Source organism: Pseudomonas sp. R32 (assembly GCF_009866705.1).
Lineage (GTDB): Bacteria > Pseudomonadota > Gammaproteobacteria > Pseudomonadales > Pseudomonadaceae > Aquipseudomonas > Aquipseudomonas donghuensis.
Genome location: NZ_CP019396.1, coordinates 4,371,362 through 4,387,607, shown reverse-complemented (window position 1 = coordinate 4,387,607; position 16,246 = coordinate 4,371,362). Strand labels below are relative to the sequence as shown.

Here is a 16,246-nt window from a genome sequence, read left to right as displayed (position 1 = left end):
CCTTAGCCCGGTTGGGGTTGCCAGCGCCAGCCCGCAGCTCACGTCACCAGGGCGGCATCGCGGATCAGGCGGTCGCGCCACTCCCCGTGCTGCGCCCGTTCATCGTCGCCGCTGAACTGAACCTTGCCGGCAATCAGTGTCGCGACCGGCACACCGTCCAGATAGAGCAGGCGATTGCCACTGACGGCGGGTACCTTGTTGCCTGGCAGCAGGGTGCCGACCAGGTTCAGCGGGTCGCTGGCGCTGACCGCGACCAGGCTGGCATCCAGCGGCCGCCGGCGTACTTCACGCAGCAGCGCCACGGCCTCGGGCAAGGCGAACTGCTCGCCGGCCAGGCCGCTGATAAAGCGCCCGCCACGGATCTCGCCACGGGCCTCCAGGCGGTGGTAGCAGCGCAGCAGCTCGCGCCAGCTGGGCAGCCAGTCGGCCTCGCGTTCGAGCAAGCGCCAGCAGATCACACCGTAGCGGCGCAACAAGGTGCGGGCAATGTGTTCGAGGTCGTCGTCACGCTTGTCCCCGGGCTTGCGCAGCAGGGCCCAGCGCCCGGCGTCTTGCATGCCGCCAAACAACGGCCCGCGACCGCGTCGATGGCTGCGGCCCTGGCGTTTGCTGGCCGGGGTGATCAGGGCGCGCAGGCCAGCGAAGCTGTCGGCGCTGATCAACCCGGCGGCCACCAGCTCCTGCAGGGCGCTTTCCAGTTCGCTGGGCAGCAAGTGGGCGTCGTGCACCAGTTCGTCGAAGAACAAGGCGCCGTATTCGCTCAGCACGCTGTGCACGCGCTGGGCACGCAGGCTTAGCTCGCTGCTGTCCAGCGCCGGGCTCAGGGCGCGCCACAAGCCCAGGCGGGTACGTGGCAACAGCACCAGCGGCGTGCTGCGCAGCGTGCTGCTCGCGGCACTCGGGGCCAGGCGCGCCCAGGCGTATTTACCGGCGCGGCAGGCTTCGTCGAGCCAGCGCGGGCTGTAGTCCTTGAGCCGGGTGGGCAGCAGGTCGCTTTCCCAGGCCGCTGCAGCCGCGGGATAGCCTTCGAACTGGTCGAGCACGGCACTCAGCGCCGCCTGGCCTTGCAGGCGAGCGGTGGGCGACAGGTGCTGCCAGTCGAACAGAAAGCGCATGAAGTCCTGCAGGCTGACCGGCTCGATTTCCCGGCGCAGGCGCTTGATGGTGTAGCGATGAATGCGCGCCAGCAGGTGCCGCTCGCACCATTGCAGCGCTTGCTGGCCCGGCTGCTGGCTCGGCTGAAAGTACCCGCGCATCACGTAGCCTTCGCCTTCCAGGCGGGCCAGGGCTTGCTCGATGGCGCTGGCTGACAGGTGCAGCGGGGCGGCAATCTGCTCGCTGGTCAGCGGGCCGAAACCGCTCAGGCGCGCGCGCAGCAGCTCGACCAGCGCCGCCTCGGCGTCCATGGTTTGATCAAAGCCGGGCAGCGCCGCGACCTCGGGTGTCAGGGCCGCCTGCGGGTACAGGGTGCGCAGCAGCACCAGGCGTTCGCGGGCCAGCCACAATGCTTGATCGCTGGCCAGTTGCAGGCGGCAGGCGCGGCCTTCCTTGGCCAGCGCCGCCAGCCAGGCCTGCCAGCCGTGATTGGCCTCGGCTTCGACCTGGCTGATACAGGCCAGGCTCATCAAGGCTTCATGCATTTCATCGCCGCGGGTGGGTGTGGGCCAGGCTTCGGCTTGCACGGCGGCGATGGCTTGCGGGTCCAGTGCGCCCAGGTCATCGCTGCTCTGTGCCTCGTTCCAGCGCCGGTTGAGCACGGCCTGGGTGCGCCGTTCTTCCAGCGGTGCATCATCCAGAAAGGTATAGGGCCGGGCGTTGAGAATGGCCGAAGCCAGCGGCGAGGGGGCCGGCAGGTCACGGGCAACCAGGGTGATCCGGCCTTGCTCGATACGCCGCAGCAGCGCCAGCCAGCCTTCGCTGTCCATCGCCTCGTGCAAGCAGTCGTCGAGGGTCTGCTCGACCAGTGGGTGATCGGGAATCTGCCGTTCGCCGGCGAGGTTTTCCAGGCAGGCGATCTGGTCGGGGAACACTGCGGCAATCAGGTCTTCGCTTTTCATCCGCTGGATCTGCGGCGCCACCTTGCGCCCGCCGACAAAGCGCGGCAGGGCCAGTGCGGTGCCGGCGTTCCAGCGCCAGCGCACGCCGAACAGCGGCGCATCGAGCAGGGCCTGGATCAGGATCGGCTCGGCGCTGTTGCTGTGCAGGTACCGCCAGACCTCTTCCAGGGCAAAACTGTGGCTGGCCGACAGCGACAGGACAATCGCGTCTTCACTGGCCGCAGCCTGCAGTTCGAAGTTGAAGGTACGGCAGAAACGCTTGCGCAGGGCCAGGCCCCAGGCGCGGTTGATGCGGCTGCCGAACGGTGAATGGATGATCAGCTGGGTGCCGCCGGATTCGTCGAAAAAGCGCTCCATCACCAGGGTTTGCTGCGAGGGCAGGGCGCCGAGCACCTGGCGGGTGTGGGCCAGGTATTCAAGCAGCTGTTCGGCGCTGTCCAGGCCCAGGCCCAATTCTGCAGTGAGCCAGTCGAGCAGCGGTTGCCGCTGGCCATCGGTATCGCTCAGGCGCTGGTCGATCTCGCCTTGCAGGCGTGCAACGCCCGCGGACAGCTCATCACTGCGCCCCGGCGCTTCGCCGAGCCAGAACGGGATGCTCGGCGGCAGGCCCTTGGCGTCCTCGACCCGCACCCGGCCGCTTTCCACCCGCAGGATGCGGTAGGAGGCATTGCCCAGCTGGAAGATATCGCCAGCGATGCTTTCTACCGCGAAGTCTTCGTTGACGCTGCCGATGTTCAGGCCCTGAGGTTCGAGCAGCACGCTGTAGTCGGCGTTATCGGGGATGGTGCCGCCGCTGGTCAATGCCGTCAGTTGGCTGCCACGGCGCCCGCGCAGGGTGCCATTGAGCGCATCGCGGTGCAGATAGGCACTGCGGATGCCCTGGCGGCCATTGAAGCCTTCGCCGAGCATGCGCAACAGCGCCTGGTAATGGCCTTGATCCAGTTCGGCATAGGGCATGGCCCGACGCAGGCAGTCGAACAACGCTTGCTCGTGCCACTCCTGGCTGCTGACTTCGGCGACGATCTGTTGCGCCAATACGTCCAGCGGGGCTTTCGGCACATGCAAGTGGTCCAGCTCGCCGCGGCGCACGCAGTCGAGCAGGGCTGCGCATTCGATCAGGTCATCGCGCGACAGCGGGAACAGCCGGCCTTTGGGGGTGCCTTCGAGCTGATGTCCGGAGCGCCCGACCCTTTGCAAAAACGCGGCAATCGAGCCGGGCGAGCCGATCTGGCAGACCAGCTCGATTTCACCGATATCGATGCCCAGCTCCAGCGAGGCCGTGGCCACCAGTACCTGGAGCTCACCGCGCTTGAGTCGTTGCTCGGCGTCCAGGCGGTGTTCCTTGGCCATGCTGCCGTGGTGCGCGGCCACTGCGTCACGGCCCAGGCGTTCGCTCAAATGACGGGTCAGGCGCTCGGCCAGGCGCCGGGTGTTGACGAACACCAACGTGGTGCGATGCTCGCGGGCCAGGGCCGCCAAGCGGTCGTAAACCCGCTCCCAGACATCGCTGGCCATCACCGCCCCGAGCGGCACCGGCGGCACTTCCAGGCCCAGGTCGCGGGGGCGGGCATGGCCGATATCGACGATGGCGCAGTCGCGCGCCTGGCCCACCAGAAACTGTGCCACCCGCTCAACCGGGCGTTGCGTGGCTGACAGGCCGATGCGCCGCAGTGGCCGCTTGCACAGTGCCTCAAGGCGCTCCAGGCTCAGGGCCAGGTGACTGCCGCGCTTGTTGCCGGCCAGGGCATGGATCTCGTCGACGATCACCGTGTGCACGCTGGCCAGGCCCAGGCGCCCGGAGGTCGAGCCGAGCAACACATACAGCGATTCGGGGGTGGTGACCAGAATGTGCGGCGCCTGGCGGCGCATGGCCGTGCGTTCTTTCTGCGGGGTATCACCGCTGCGCACCGCCGTGCAGATTTCCAGCGACGCGTGGCCTTGTTCGGTCAGGACCGCGTTGATTCCGGCCAACGGCGCCTGCAGGTTGATCTGGATATCATTGGACAGCGCTTTGAGCGGCGAGACGTAGACCACCTGGGTCTGGTCCGGCAGATTTCCACTGGCCAGGCCCTGTTCGAACAGCTCGTCGAGGATCGCCAGGAAGGCCGTCAGGGTCTTGCCTGAACCGGTAGGCGCTGCGACCAGCAAGGATTGCCCGCTGCGAATCAACGGCCAGGCCCGGGCCTGGGCGGCGGTTACCGTCGGGAACTGGCGCTGGAACCAGGTGCGGACCGCGGGGTGGAAAGCGTCCAGTTCCGGGTGCTTGCGGGCGGGGAGGTTCATGGGCTGTTTATGCGGCCATTGATGCGGGGTTGCAAGGGGCGTTCGTCAGACTGGCGTGTGGGAACAGCTGGCTGGAGTGGGAGCGGAATGCACCACCTCTGTTGGAGCGGGCTTGCCCCACGATGCAGTCGCACAGGCCAACCTGATCGCGGGGCAAGCCCGCTCCAACATTGAAAGGCCCTCGCCAACATGTGATCCTTGCGCGCTTTCCCGTCCATGAGCGTCCCATGAGCAAAACCATTCGCATCGCCGCCGCCCTTCTGCTCGACCCGCAAGGCCGTACCCTGTTGGTGCGCAAGCGCGGCACCCAGGCGTTCATGCAGCCTGGGGGCAAGATCGAGGCCGACGAGCAGCCGGTCAATGCCCTGGCTCGCGAGCTGTTCGAAGAGCTGGGCCTGGCGATCGAGCCGCAGGACGCCGAGTTTCTCGGCCAGTTCAGTGCCCCGGCGGCCAACGAGCCGGGTTTTGTCGTCCAGGCCGACCTTTTCAAGGTGCACTCCGCCATGCCGGTCGAGCCTGCCGCTGAAATCGAAGAGGTGGTGTGGGTGTCGGCACGCAAGCCGTTGACCCTTGAGCTGGCCCCGCTCACACGGGACTTGATTCTGCCCCTGTACCGGCAGTTAACTACAACCCCTGTCTGATCCCACTTGCAAAGGAATGCCGATGATCCCTACTCACGAATGGTTGCTGTTTATCGGCGCCGCGCTGTTGATGGTCCTGACCCCGGGGCCGAACATGATTTATTTGATTTCCCGTTCGATCTGCCAGGGCCGTACGGCCGGGGTAACCTCGTTGCTCGGCGTGGTGGGCGGTTTTCTGGTGCACATGAGCGCCGCAGCCATTGGCCTGACCGCCTTGTTCATGGCCGTGCCGCTGGCCTACGACCTGCTCAAGTGGGCCGGTGCCGGCTACTTGATGTGGCTGGCCTGGCAGGCAGTCAAGCCCGGTGCCCGCTCGCCGTTCGAGCCCCGTGAACTGGCCCCGGACTCCCCGCGCAAGCTGGTGCTGATGGGCTTTCTGACCAGCGTACTGAACCCCAAGGTGGCGGTGTTCTACCTTTCGGTGCTGCCGCAGTTCATCTCGCCGGAAAACGGTTCGGTACTGGCGCAGAGCCTGGCCCTGGGCCTGACCCAGATCGCCGTGAGCTTCTCGGTCAACTTGCTGATCGCCCTGTTCGCCGCCGGCATTGCCGGCTGGTTCGTGCGTTATCCGCTGTGGTTGATGCTGCAGCGTTACGTCATGGGCTTCGTCCTGGCTGGCCTGGCGCTGCGCCTGGTGCAGGAGCAACGCCGGGTCGCGTGAGGCTCACCGTACTGCGCTGACGCCGTCGAGGGTGGAGAACGAGGTGTCCTTGGCGGTCAGCAAAAAGTCGCGCATGTACGGCGCATCGAGCATGTCGCTGCGCACTGCCGCGTACAGCGTGGCAAACAGGCCCTTTTCACCCAGGCGCTTGGCCTTCACGTAGCCGCGTGAGCTGTACTCGTGCAGGGCCCAGTGCGGCATGCCGCAGACCCCGCGACCGCTGGCCACCAGTTGCATCATCATCACCGTCAGCTCCGCCGTGCGCACCTGCGCCGGCTCCACGTCGGCCGGCTCCAGGAAGCGGGTGAAGATGTCCAGGCGGTCGCGCTCCACCGGGTAGGTGATCAGTGTTTCCGTGGCCAGGTCCTGCGGCACCATGTACGGCTTCTGGGCCAGGGGGTGCTGGTTGGCCACGGCGAGCATGGCTTCGTAGGTGAACAGCGGCACGTAGGTGATGCCGCTGAGCTCCAGCGGGTCGGAGGTCACCACCAGGTCCAGGTCCCCGCGGGCCAGGGCTGGCAACGGCGCAAAGGCAAAGCCCGAGGCCAGGTCCAGCTCGACTTCCGGCCAGGCATCGCGGAACTGGTCGATGGTCGGCATCAGCCACTGGAAGCAGCTGTGGCATTCGATGGCCATGTGCAGGCGCCCGGCGGTACCACCGGCCAGGCGCGCGATGTCGCGCTCGGCGCCGCGCAGCAGCGGCAGGGTGGCATCGGCCAGTTGCAGCAGGCGCAGCCCGGCGCTGGTGAAGCGGATTGGCTTGGTCTTGCGCATGAACAGCGGCATGCCCAGGCGTTCTTCCAGCTCCTTGAACTGATGGGACAGCGCCGACTGGGTCAGGTGCAGGCGCTCGGCGGCCTCGACCAGGCTGTCGGCTTCGCGCAGGGCGTGCAGGGTTTTCAGGTGGCGAATTTCCAGCACCGGGGGGCTCCATGAATAAACTTTGAGATGAACACGAATTTATTGAGTTTGTCTCATGTTGCTCTGGCTGTCGACAATAGCGTCATCTTTTACAGGGAGGACGTTTTCTCATGGCATTGGCCCACAACCTTGGTTTCCCGCGCATCGGCGCTGACCGCGAACTGAAAAAAGCGCAAGAAGCCTACTGGAAAGGCGATCTCGACCAGGCTGGCCTGGAGGCTGTTGGCCGCGAACTGCGCGCCCGCCACTGGCAGTTGCAGAAGGACGCCGGGATCGAGCTGCTGCCGGTCGGCGATTTTGCCTGGTACGACCAGGTACTGACCCACTCGCTGACCTTCGGGGCGATCCCCGAGCGCTTTGCCCAGGTCACGGGCGCCAATGGCCTGCCGACCCTCGACACCTTGTTCGCCATGGCGCGCGGTGCCAGTACCTGCTGCGGCGCCAGCCACGGCCAGACGCAATATGCGCAAGAGCTGACCAAGTGGTTCGATACCAACTACCACTACCTGGTCCCGGAATTCAGCGCCGACCAGCGCTTTTTGCTCAGTTGGGAGCAGCTGTTCGAAGAAGTTGCCGAAGCCCAGGCCCTCGGCCACGCGGTCAAGCCGGTGCTGATCGGCCCGCTGACCTACCTGTGGCTGGGCAAGGCCAAGGGCGGCGAGTTCGACAAGCTCGACCTGCTCGAGCGCCTGTTGCCGGTCTATGGTGAAATCCTCAGCCGCCTGTCCCGCCAGGGCGTGGAGTGGGTGCAGATCGATGAGCCGATCCTTGGCCTGGACCTGCCGCAGGAATGGAAGAATGCCTTCGAGCGGGCCTATCACATCCTCCAGTACTCACCCCTGAAGAAGCTGGTTGCCACCTACTTCAGCGGCCTGGAAGACAACCTCGGCCTGGCCGTCGGCCTGCCGGTGGATGGCCTGCATATCGACCTGGTGCGCGCAGCAGAGCAACTGCCAGCGGTGCTTGATCGCCTGCCGACCTATAAAGTGCTGTCGCTGGGCGTGGTCAACGGCCGCAACGTCTGGCGCTGCGACCTGGACAAGGCCCTGGAGCAACTGCAGCAAGCCCAGCAACGCTTTGGTGCCAACCTTTGGGTAGCCGGTTCCTGCTCGCTGTTGCACAGTCCGGTGGACCTGTCCCGTGAAGACAAGCTCGATGCCGAGCTCAAAAACTGGCTAGCTTTCGCAGTACAGAAGTGCGAGGAAATCGCCGTGCTGGCCAAGGCCCTGGATACCCCGCACCTGCCGCAGGTGCAAAACGCCCTGAGCAACAGCCGCGCAGTACAGCAGAGCCGTGTTGAGTCGCCGCGCATTCACAAGCCGCAGGTCCAGGCCCGTCTGGCCGCCGTGACCGCCGCCGACAGCCAGCGCCAGTCAGCCTTTGCCCAGCGGATCGAAGCCCAGCGCCAGCGCCTGCAACTGCCGGCGTTCCCGACCACCACCATTGGCTCTTTCCCACAGACCTCGGCGATTCGCCTGGCGCGTCAGGCCTACAAGCAGGGCAAACTCTCGGCCAACGACTACACCGATGCCATGCACAGCGAGATCCGTCATGCCGTGCAGGTGCAGGAGCGCCTGGGCCTGGACGTGCTGGTGCACGGCGAAGCCGAGCGCAACGACATGGTCGAGTACTTTGCCGAGCAACTGGACGGTTACGCCTTCACCCGCTTTGGCTGGGTCCAGAGCTATGGTTCGCGCTGCGTGAAACCGGCGATCATCTACGGTGACCTGAGCCGCCCGCAGGCGATGACTGTGGCCTGGATCGAATACGCCCAGGGCCTGACCAGCAAAGTCATGAAAGGCATGCTGACCGGCCCGGTGACCATGCTGATGTGGTCCTTCCCGCGTGAAGATGTGTCGCGCAAGGTCCAGGCCGAGCAATTGGCCTTGGCCATCCGCGACGAAGTCCAGGACCTGGAAGCGGCCGGCATCAAGATCGTGCAGATCGACGAAGCGGCGTTCCGTGAAGGCCTGCCGCTGCGCCGGGCGCAATGGCAGGCGTACCTGGACTGGGCTGTGGAAGCGTTCCGCCTGTGCTCAAGCGGTGTACGTGACGAAACCCAGATCCACACCCACATGTGCTACAGCGAGTTCAACGACGTGATCGAGGCCATCGCGGCCATGGACGCCGACGTGATCACCATCGAGACTTCGCGTTCGGACATGGAGCTGCTGGACGCCTTCGAAGCCTTCGACTACCCCAACGACATCGGTCCGGGCGTCTACGACATTCACTCGCCACGGGTACCGGACACCGGCGAGATGGTCAAGCTGATGAGCAAGGCGGTCAAGCGTATCCCGGCCGAGCGCCTGTGGGTCAACCCGGACTGCGGCTTGAAGACCCGCGCCTGGCCGGAGACGGAAGCTGCGCTGGTGAACATGGTGGCGGCGGCGCGGCAATTGCGCAGCGAGCTGGCGTGAGAGACGCAACGGCGAGCCCTCTGGCTCGCCGTTGCAGTTAGAGATTACAGACCGGCGAAGTACCGGTTTGCGGTTCGCTGGTTTATTGCGCCACGCCAGATGTCGTCCGGCGTGCTACTGGCACTTGCCTGGGCTTGCTGCCACTGCGGCCCCTTCTTGCGGTCCACCGCCCGTTTGAGATGGGCGGCACTGAAGTTGTCGAACGGTGTATCCAGGCCACGGTAATGGAAGTGGGCGTACCACAGCACAGGCTCGCCGGCAGATTTCAAGTCACGAATCTCGTACTCCTGCAGGTAATCGCGGGCTTTGAGCATCTGGCGCTCTCCCAGTTTGTGAATGCTGATCTGCTGCTGATCATCGAGGTAAGCAAGATGGCCTTCATTGGGCCGAGGGCTGACCTTTATCTGCTCAATGCGCAGCTGGATGCCATCCAGGCGCAACTGTGCCGCCTGGGTGCGCAGTGCTTGCGTATCCGTCGCGTTGCCGCCTAGCGCTTCGATTCGCGCTGCACAGCTTTCAAGCTCATTGGCCTTGGCGATCATCATGTCCTCAAAGTCCGCCGGCAGGGTGTCTGATCTGATATAGCCACGCACCCGCTGACGGAAACTGTCCAGCCCTTGGATCAGTTGTGTAGCGGTCTGCTTGAGGTTGCGCAGTTCATGAGGTCGTGCCGACGTCGCAAGCGCCTGTGGCCGCCACCGTTCACCCACAGGTTCAAAACGCCTGACGGCACTACCTTCAGCGCTATGCACGGTAATCCGCTCGGGAGCATTGCGGCTGGCCGGAGTGTAATCGCCGATGTAGTAGTGGTTGTCCTCTGTCTGGAAAAGGCGCGGACTGCTGTTTTGTCCACGGTTAGGGCGTAGGCCGGGCAAACGCTGGACCGCCTTGTCGCTCTGCAGGATCAACTTGTCGAGATTGTCGTACAGCTTCCCCAGGTAGTGCTCGTCAAACAGTTCCGGAAAGCTGGCGTTGGTGCTTTGCAGTTCTAGTTTGTATTGGCGGTAGATACGCTGGGCTTCGGTTTGGATCGTCAGACGTTGAGGTGCACTGCTTTGTACTTCTGACAATCCCGACAAGGTTCCCTGTATCATTTGCACTTCGTCTTCGATGGTTTGTAGTCGCCCTGTGTAGAACTCTGCGAAGACTGAGGTATTGGCGTATCTTTGTGCCAGGACCATCAGGTGCGAGGTGTTGTGGAAGGTAATGAACGCGTCATTGAAGTATTTCTCCAGCCGCTGGTACGAGTTTTTGAGGAGCTCGTGACTTTCGACCTCCTGCAGGTACTCTGCCGCGCCCTCAAAGCGTTTTCCCAGGCTTGAGAGTTTTTCCCTGAACTGGCTATTGGCTTCATTCAATCGTGTGTCGAATAGGACGGGGTCGTTCTCGAAGCGTTGAACGGCCTGGATGCTGTCGGAAAACTCCGACTTGATGGTCTCCAGCCGCCTCTTGAAATCTGCGCGCTTTATTATTTCAGGTTGAATTGGAGCTTTCGCCAATGGGAACCAGTTCCCGAGTTCCCGTTTTTGCTCAAGCATCTGCTGCTTGCCATCCACGACCCTCAGCGATTTGCTGCGCAGTTCCCGCAACAGGGGGGCTCGATCAACAAGATCGTTCAGGTCTTGCAGCTGTATGCGAATCGTCAGTGATTCATAGAGGCTGCGCAACGTCTCCTCCCTGGACAGGGTGATCAAATTCAGCGTTCGATCACATATAACTCTGGCTGTACGTGCTTTTTGCGTTAGGGCCCTTTGCTTTTCCGCCTTGAGACTGATTTTTTGTAACTCATCCCAGGTGTTATAAGCCTTTTTCGCCGCTGCTATATCTGCCTGGCAGTTTGCTTTCATTGTCGCCAGTGAAGCCTGCCGGGCTTGTAGGCTGGCGTTCTCGAACACCTCGAAACTAGCGTTGGTGCGTGCCAATGCGGTTTGAAGCCGAGCTTCCTCCTTCAGGGACTCTACCGTCAGCATGCGTTGGCGACGATAGTGGCGGTCCACCCAGGTGCGAGGCAGTCGCTCGCGAATGGCGGTTGGCCAATAGGGCTCCAACACATCGACCATATGTCCGAGTATCTGCCCGCCACCCGAACCGCCGCCACGCAGGTGCACGCCATACAGCGAGAAATGGGTGTCCCATTGGCCGTTTTCATTGAGCGCGATGTTTTTCCGCCAGGTCTTGAACTGGGTGCCGCGCAGACGCCAGGTGTGTTCCGTCTCCAGCCATTCCACCTGGCAGGGGCGGTCGCCCACCAGGATGAAATCACCCTCGGCGTGTTGGTAGATGCCTTTGTATTTGCCGCGGCGGCCCGGCTCGATCCCGGCCAGCGACAACGGCGCCTGATATTCATAGCCTTCAAAGCGCGACAGGCGTCGGGCGCTGCTGGCGCCGCTGGGCGCAAAGCCCGCCGCCGGGCCTGCCTGCAACAGCTGCTGTTGGCGCTGACGGGTAAGCTGGCGGGCGCTCAGGGCCTTGAGGGGCAGGCTTGGCGCCAGGTCGATGGCAGCATCGACGAACGCCAGCAGTACCTGTTGCAACGCCTCCAGCGCCTTGTACACCTCATCCTGGCGCAACGCGCTGACCAGCCGGGCACTGGACTCGAAGAAGTCGTAGACGCTGATGACGGTCCCGATCACCGGAATGAAGCCCAGGGCCATCTTGATGTAGTTGAAGATCATGCCGCTCTGGTAGGCGAAGTTTTCCAGCCACAGGTCGCGGTTCGAGCGCGAGGTCGCGCGATGGGCTTCGAGTATCCGGCCACCCTGGGCGTCGAGCAGGTGCTGGGCCAGTGAGGTGGTCGAGGGCCAGGCCGTGCCCAGGCCGATAATGCCGTCGAAGCGATGTTCGATAGCCAGGCGCATCCGCGAGCGGTGGGCATCCGGATTGCCCAATAAGGCGCGCCCGGCCAGGTAGTCGATTTCGCCGCTTTGCTTGCTCAGTTCATACAAGCCCAAGCGGGCGTCTTTCAGGCTGCTGTACTGGCGCACCAGGCGGGTGGGGTGGTCGGGACGGTAGAGCAGGGTGATGCCGCTGTTCTGGTCGCTGACAAAGGTCACCCCGGACAGCGTAGTGCCGTAGCTGTCGGTATCCTTGCCACCTGCAGTCAGGCGAGCGGGGATCAGGCGTATGTTGTGACCGTCAGCCAGGTAGGCCGCCGCGCTGTCGGCGTCGATGGCGATGTTGAAAATCGTCTGGCCCCTGTCGTCCAGTTCGCCCTTGGCCCTGGCCTGGACACTGTGCAGCTTGAGCATCTGGCGAAAAGGCTCGCCCAGGCATTGGCGCCGGTAGGCCCGGGGGAACGCGCTTTCGTGAGTGCCGCGATACACCTCGATGATCTTGTTTTCATATTGCTGGGCCAGGTCAAGGTCGATGGCCAGGCCGCTCAGGTAGTTGGTATTGATGCTGTCCTTGAGCTGTTGAGCAAGCACCTGATTCGATGTCTTGAGCTTCAGCTTGAGAAAACTCAGGCGCTCTTTCATGGCCTCGTCGATGTTGTCCAGCAACAGGGTATCCAGCGCCAGGTCGACCCATTTGTTGCTGGGTCTGAGCGTCGGCTTGGGGGCAATGCCCTGGGGGCTGGTGCTTTCAACCAGAAGGGGCACCCACGAGGTGCTCTCTGGCAGGTAGAGGGTGATGGGGCTGTCATCGTAGTCGGGGAAATCCTGCTTCAGGCGTTGGCTGATGAGCTGGCGGCAGAACAGTTCGCGGTGGGGCAGGTCGCGGGCGACCAGGGCCTGGGCGCGGTGCATGGCGGCGATGAAACCGAGGGTACCGGCCTTGAGCGTCGCGCGATCGCTGGCCGACAGCTTGTCCAGCCAGTCCAGGTAAATACCCGTCAACGTGGCACTGGTTTCCTGTGCCTGGATCAGCTTGAACGCGTACTCGCGTGCGGCGTGGCGGGGGACTTGCAGGCGCCGGGCCAGTGCTTCGTTCACCGCCGCGGGCGATTGCTCGGTGGTCAGCGCGGCCTTGGCCTGGCTCAAGTGATGGGCCAGAACCACGGCCAGGACATCGCCGGTCACCGGGCTCAGGCTCAGTGACTGCCCGTTCGGGTCGTTGATGGCGAAGCAGCGGGCAAGTTCCGCTTGGTTGGCGCAGCGCAGCAGCCCGCCGGCTTCACCCGGCCAGTACACCAGCAGGCTCTGCGGGTTGTCATCGTCCTGCAGGGTCACCACCAGGCAATCGTGGAGCGTGGTGCTGGTACGGGTTTCGACGCCATCAACCATTGATGTCGAATCGAGCACTGGATGCGCCGCGACAAGGCTGGAGCCCAGGCGGGGGAAGGTGTCGGGCTGATCGAGAAGGCTTTCGAGCCACCTCAATTCCTCGTTATCGATTTGCCCCAGCAGGTTCTGGAAGCGGGCATGGGCGCGCAAGCCCTGGTGATGAGCCGTGAGCAGCGCAGCACTGGCGGCGGGGGATTCGTCGGTGTGCCAGGTGTCGGCCTTCAGTTGTTGCTCGATGGCCTCTTCAGCCTCTTGGCAGGCCGCACTCAGCGCATTCTGATGGTCCTTGAGCGCTTGCAGGTCGGTTTCGGCAATGGGGGTCATCAGGGCCTGTTGGGCGCTGATCTGTTGCAGGCGGATGGAGTAGGGAATGTCGAGGTTCAAGCTGCCAAAGTCGTAGAACGAACGCTGCGGCGCGTCCTCGCTGTCGGTTGATTCAATGGCAGGCGGCAGGCTGAAGACACTTGGATTGCGCTGTTGGCTATCGACCCAGTGGACCATCGACAGCGCAAGCTCGCCAAACTGGCGGATATCGGCCCCGGGTTTGGAGTCCAGCGCGCTCAAGCGTTCATTAAGCAGGCTGTTGAACAGTGGGGTGAAACCGGCCGAAAGGTTTTCATGGCTTTCATAGCTGATGCTGGAGGCGGTGGTGCCGAGGGTTGTTTCCAGATCCGTCGGCGATGCATGGCTAGTGAAGCCGCTGTCGGGGCGATACAGCATCAGGTGCGATTCGCCTTCGATCTTGAACAGCAGCGCCCCCGGTATTATCTGTTCGTCTCTCGAAACGGTCTGGATCTCGATACCGTGCTGGCTATGCCATTCAGGGTTGTCGAGCACGCCATTGACCGCGCGCTGCTGTTGCGTATCGAATTGGCCGGTTGCCAGCGCCACATCCCAGCAGGCCTTGAGCACCTCCAGGTACTGGTTCTGGGCATGGGTACGGCGGCTGACGGCGGTGTCCGAGGCTCGCGCTTGCCAGTAATGATCCCATTGCCGCCGGAGCGCTGCGGGAAGGTCCAGCTGCGCAAGCCTGGCGAGCAGTTGCGTGGGTGTCAGGTGCAAGGTCGGATGATCGGGCCCAGGTCCCGTCACCTGGGCGCGCTGGTCGAGGTCGGCGGGCGGCTGGGGATACTGGCGCGTGTGTACTGCCAGGGCGACCAGGCTGACATCGCTGTCGTGCATAGCGGAGATGCGAAATCGCAGGGCAGTGTTCAGCGGGTCGACTCCCAGCTGTTGGCGTACCAGATCCTGGAGTGCCTGGTACACGCCGGGGGCTTGTGCAAGCAAAGTGGCGAAGGTATCGCGATGATCTTTCCAGCGCTTGCTGGCATCGAGCAGCAAGGTGCTGTCGCGGGGTTTGGCTGGAATGAAATCTATAGGGGAAAAGGTCAGGGGTTCGAAGGTTTCTGGCGAGTCGCTCATGGCAGTATCCCGAATGTGAAGTGATGCCGGGAGTGGCGTTCACATTGGGCGCGAGGTTGAGCCGGTGGGTGCGGTACATAAGTAGGGCGGATTGCCGTCGGGCGGCATTCATCAAATTGTCATGCAAGTGTGGCAGCGCGCTTGAACGAACTTCATCAGACTTGCGCTCTACTGGGGATTTGCATTCTGGTGTTTTGCTCATGCGTTTTTTTTGGTTTTTATTCGTTGTTCTTTTTGCCCAAGGTGTTCAAGCGGCATCGCGTTGTGACGTCAATGTGCCGGTCCAGCGCGCCGAGCTGAAGCAGGTCAGCCTGGCTTATCAAAGCATCGGTCGTGAATCGGACCCGGCCCTTCTGCTGGTCATGGGCTTGGGCGGGCAACTGATCCACTGGCCGGATGAAGTGGTGGTCGCGCTCTGTCAGCAGGGCTTTCGGGTGATCCGCTACGATAACCGCGATGTCGGCCTGTCCAGCTGGAACCAGGCGCCCGACGACGACAACCTGGCCTTCGAACTGCTGCGCTACAAGCTCGGCCTGCCGGTGGCCGCGCCTTACACCCTGAGCGACATGGCCGAAGACGGTCTGGGGCTGATGGATGCCCTGCAGGTGCGGCGCTTTCATGTCATGGGCGTGAGCATGGGCGGGATGATCGCCCAGCACCTGGCGGCGCAGGCGCCGGAGCGGGTCGAGAGCCTGACCTTGATCATGTCCAGCTCCGGTGCCCAGGGCTTGCCGGCACCGAGCCCGGCGCTGGTGCAGTTGCTGGCCCGGCGTGGCGCGCCGAATCGCGAGGTGGCACTTGAGCAGCAGGCCGACCTGCTGGCGGCCCTGGGTAGCCCCGAGGTCGAGGATGACCGCCAGGCGCTGCTCGAACAGGCAGCGATTGCCTATGACCGCGCCTTCAATCCCGAGGGGGTCAAGCGCCAGATCATGGCGATCCTGGCCGAGCAAAGCCGCGTCCAGTTACTCAACAACCTGCGCCTGCCAACCCTGGTGGTGCACGGCACCGCCGACCCGCTGCTGCCGGTGATGCACGGTGTGCACCTGGCAGCACATATCAAGGGCAGCCAGTTGCAGCTGATCCCAGGCTTGGCCCATCGCTTTCAGGAGCAGTTCAAAGGGCCGTTGCTGGGTGCGGTGTTGCCCTATCTGAAGACGCAACGGCTGGCCGATACCCATCTGGCGGTGTACCGATCGCGGGGCAAGCCCGCTCCTACAGGATCGGCATGCACCGGATTTTGTGGGAGCCGGTCTTGCCGGCGATGGGCTACGAAGTAGCCCCCAAGCGCTTTAATGCAGCCTTACCCAGACACCCACCAGCACCGTCGCCGCCACCAGCCAGGCCACGGCCGCCAGGGCCAGCGACGCCTCCAGGCGCAGGCGATCGACCAGCAGGTACAACGCCGCCAGGTAGACGAAGTAGGGGATGATCGACCACATGCCGAACAGGATGGTGGTCTTCAAATCGTCCAGTGACCGGCCCTTGCCGACGATGTAGTGGGCGATCAGGGCGAAGGTCGGGAACAGCGGCACCAGGCCGGCAATATAGTAGTTGCGCGTTTTCGCCAGGGCGGCAAGGATCACCACCACGGCAGCGCCCAGGCAGGCTTTGAGTATCA

At 63.6% G+C, this 16,246-nt stretch carries 8 protein-coding genes; 4 read left to right on the top strand and 4 right to left on the bottom strand.

Translation table 11 applies throughout. The features are described 5' to 3' along the window. Positions 1-38 precede the first annotated feature (38 nt). Positions 39-4,340 (bottom strand): DEAD/DEAH box helicase, encoded by a 4,302-nt coding sequence (locus PspR32_RS20265; protein WP_159389079.1) that lies wholly within the window; start codon positions 4,338-4,340, stop codon positions 39-41. A gap of 227 nt (positions 4,341-4,567) precedes the next feature. Between PspR32_RS20265 and PspR32_RS20260 the strand changes: the two genes are divergently transcribed. Together PspR32_RS20260 and PspR32_RS20255 are read left to right on the top strand one after the other, a co-directional pair. Then, positions 4,568-4,981, top strand: coding sequence for an NUDIX hydrolase (locus PspR32_RS20260; RefSeq protein ID WP_010221012.1), 414 nt, complete (start codon positions 4,568-4,570; stop codon positions 4,979-4,981). A gap of 22 nt (positions 4,982-5,003) precedes the next feature. Continuing rightward, the gene (locus PspR32_RS20255; RefSeq protein WP_010221013.1) at positions 5,004-5,642 is read left to right on the top strand and encodes a LysE family translocator; all 639 of its coding nucleotides are present in this window, start codon (positions 5,004-5,006) and stop codon (positions 5,640-5,642) included. Between the two features lie 3 nt (positions 5,643-5,645). Here the strand turns inward: PspR32_RS20255 and metR are convergent, their stop codons facing one another. Then, the gene (metR, locus tag PspR32_RS20250) at positions 5,646-6,563 is read right to left on the bottom strand and encodes a transcriptional regulator MetR (RefSeq protein WP_010221014.1); all 918 of its coding nucleotides are present in this window, start codon (positions 6,561-6,563) and stop codon (positions 5,646-5,648) included. A 110-nt stretch (positions 6,564-6,673) separates the two neighbouring features. Between metR and metE the strand changes: the two genes are divergently transcribed. Next, complete coding sequence (metE, locus tag PspR32_RS20245) at positions 6,674-8,983, top strand: 5-methyltetrahydropteroyltriglutamate--homocysteine S-methyltransferase (RefSeq protein WP_159389078.1); 2,310 nt, start codon at positions 6,674-6,676, stop codon at positions 8,981-8,983. A gap of 44 nt (positions 8,984-9,027) precedes the next feature. On the opposite strand, the gene PspR32_RS20240 is transcribed toward metE, so the two are convergent. Next, entirely contained in the window at positions 9,028-14,628 is a 5,601-nt protein-coding gene (locus tag PspR32_RS20240) for a hypothetical protein (protein ID WP_159389077.1), read from the bottom strand. A 200-nt stretch (positions 14,629-14,828) separates the two neighbouring features. Here PspR32_RS20240 and PspR32_RS20235 point away from each other — a divergent pair, with 200 nt between their 5' ends. Beyond that, entirely contained in the window at positions 14,829-15,905 is a 1,077-nt protein-coding gene (locus tag PspR32_RS20235; RefSeq protein ID WP_232531763.1) for an alpha/beta fold hydrolase, read from the top strand. A gap of 12 nt (positions 15,906-15,917) precedes the next feature. Here PspR32_RS20235 and PspR32_RS20230 read toward each other — a convergent pair whose 3' ends face one another. Then, complete coding sequence (locus PspR32_RS20230; protein WP_162471122.1) at positions 15,918-16,244, bottom strand: GlpM family protein; 327 nt, start codon at positions 16,242-16,244, stop codon at positions 15,918-15,920. Between the last annotated feature and the right edge of the window lie 2 nt (positions 16,245-16,246).

What these genes read in the sequence shown, in the direction of transcription:
- PspR32_RS20265 (WP_159389079.1), bottom strand. Translation starts at nt 4,340, where the DNA reads ATGAACCTCCCCGCCCGCAAGCACCCGGAACTGGACGCTTTCCACCCC.
- PspR32_RS20260 (WP_010221012.1), top strand. Translation starts at nt 4,568, where the DNA reads ATGAGCAAAACCATTCGCATCGCCGCCGCCCTTCTGCTCGACCCGCAA.
- PspR32_RS20255 (WP_010221013.1), top strand. Translation starts at nt 5,004, where the DNA reads ATGATCCCTACTCACGAATGGTTGCTGTTTATCGGCGCCGCGCTGTTG.
- metE (WP_159389078.1), top strand. Translation starts at nt 6,674, where the DNA reads ATGGCATTGGCCCACAACCTTGGTTTCCCGCGCATCGGCGCTGACCGC.
- PspR32_RS20240 (WP_159389077.1), bottom strand. Translation starts at nt 14,628, where the DNA reads ATGAGCGACTCGCCAGAAACCTTCGAACCCCTGACCTTTTCCCCTATA.
- PspR32_RS20235 (WP_232531763.1), top strand. Translation starts at nt 14,829, where the DNA reads ATGCGTTTTTTTTGGTTTTTATTCGTTGTTCTTTTTGCCCAAGGTGTT.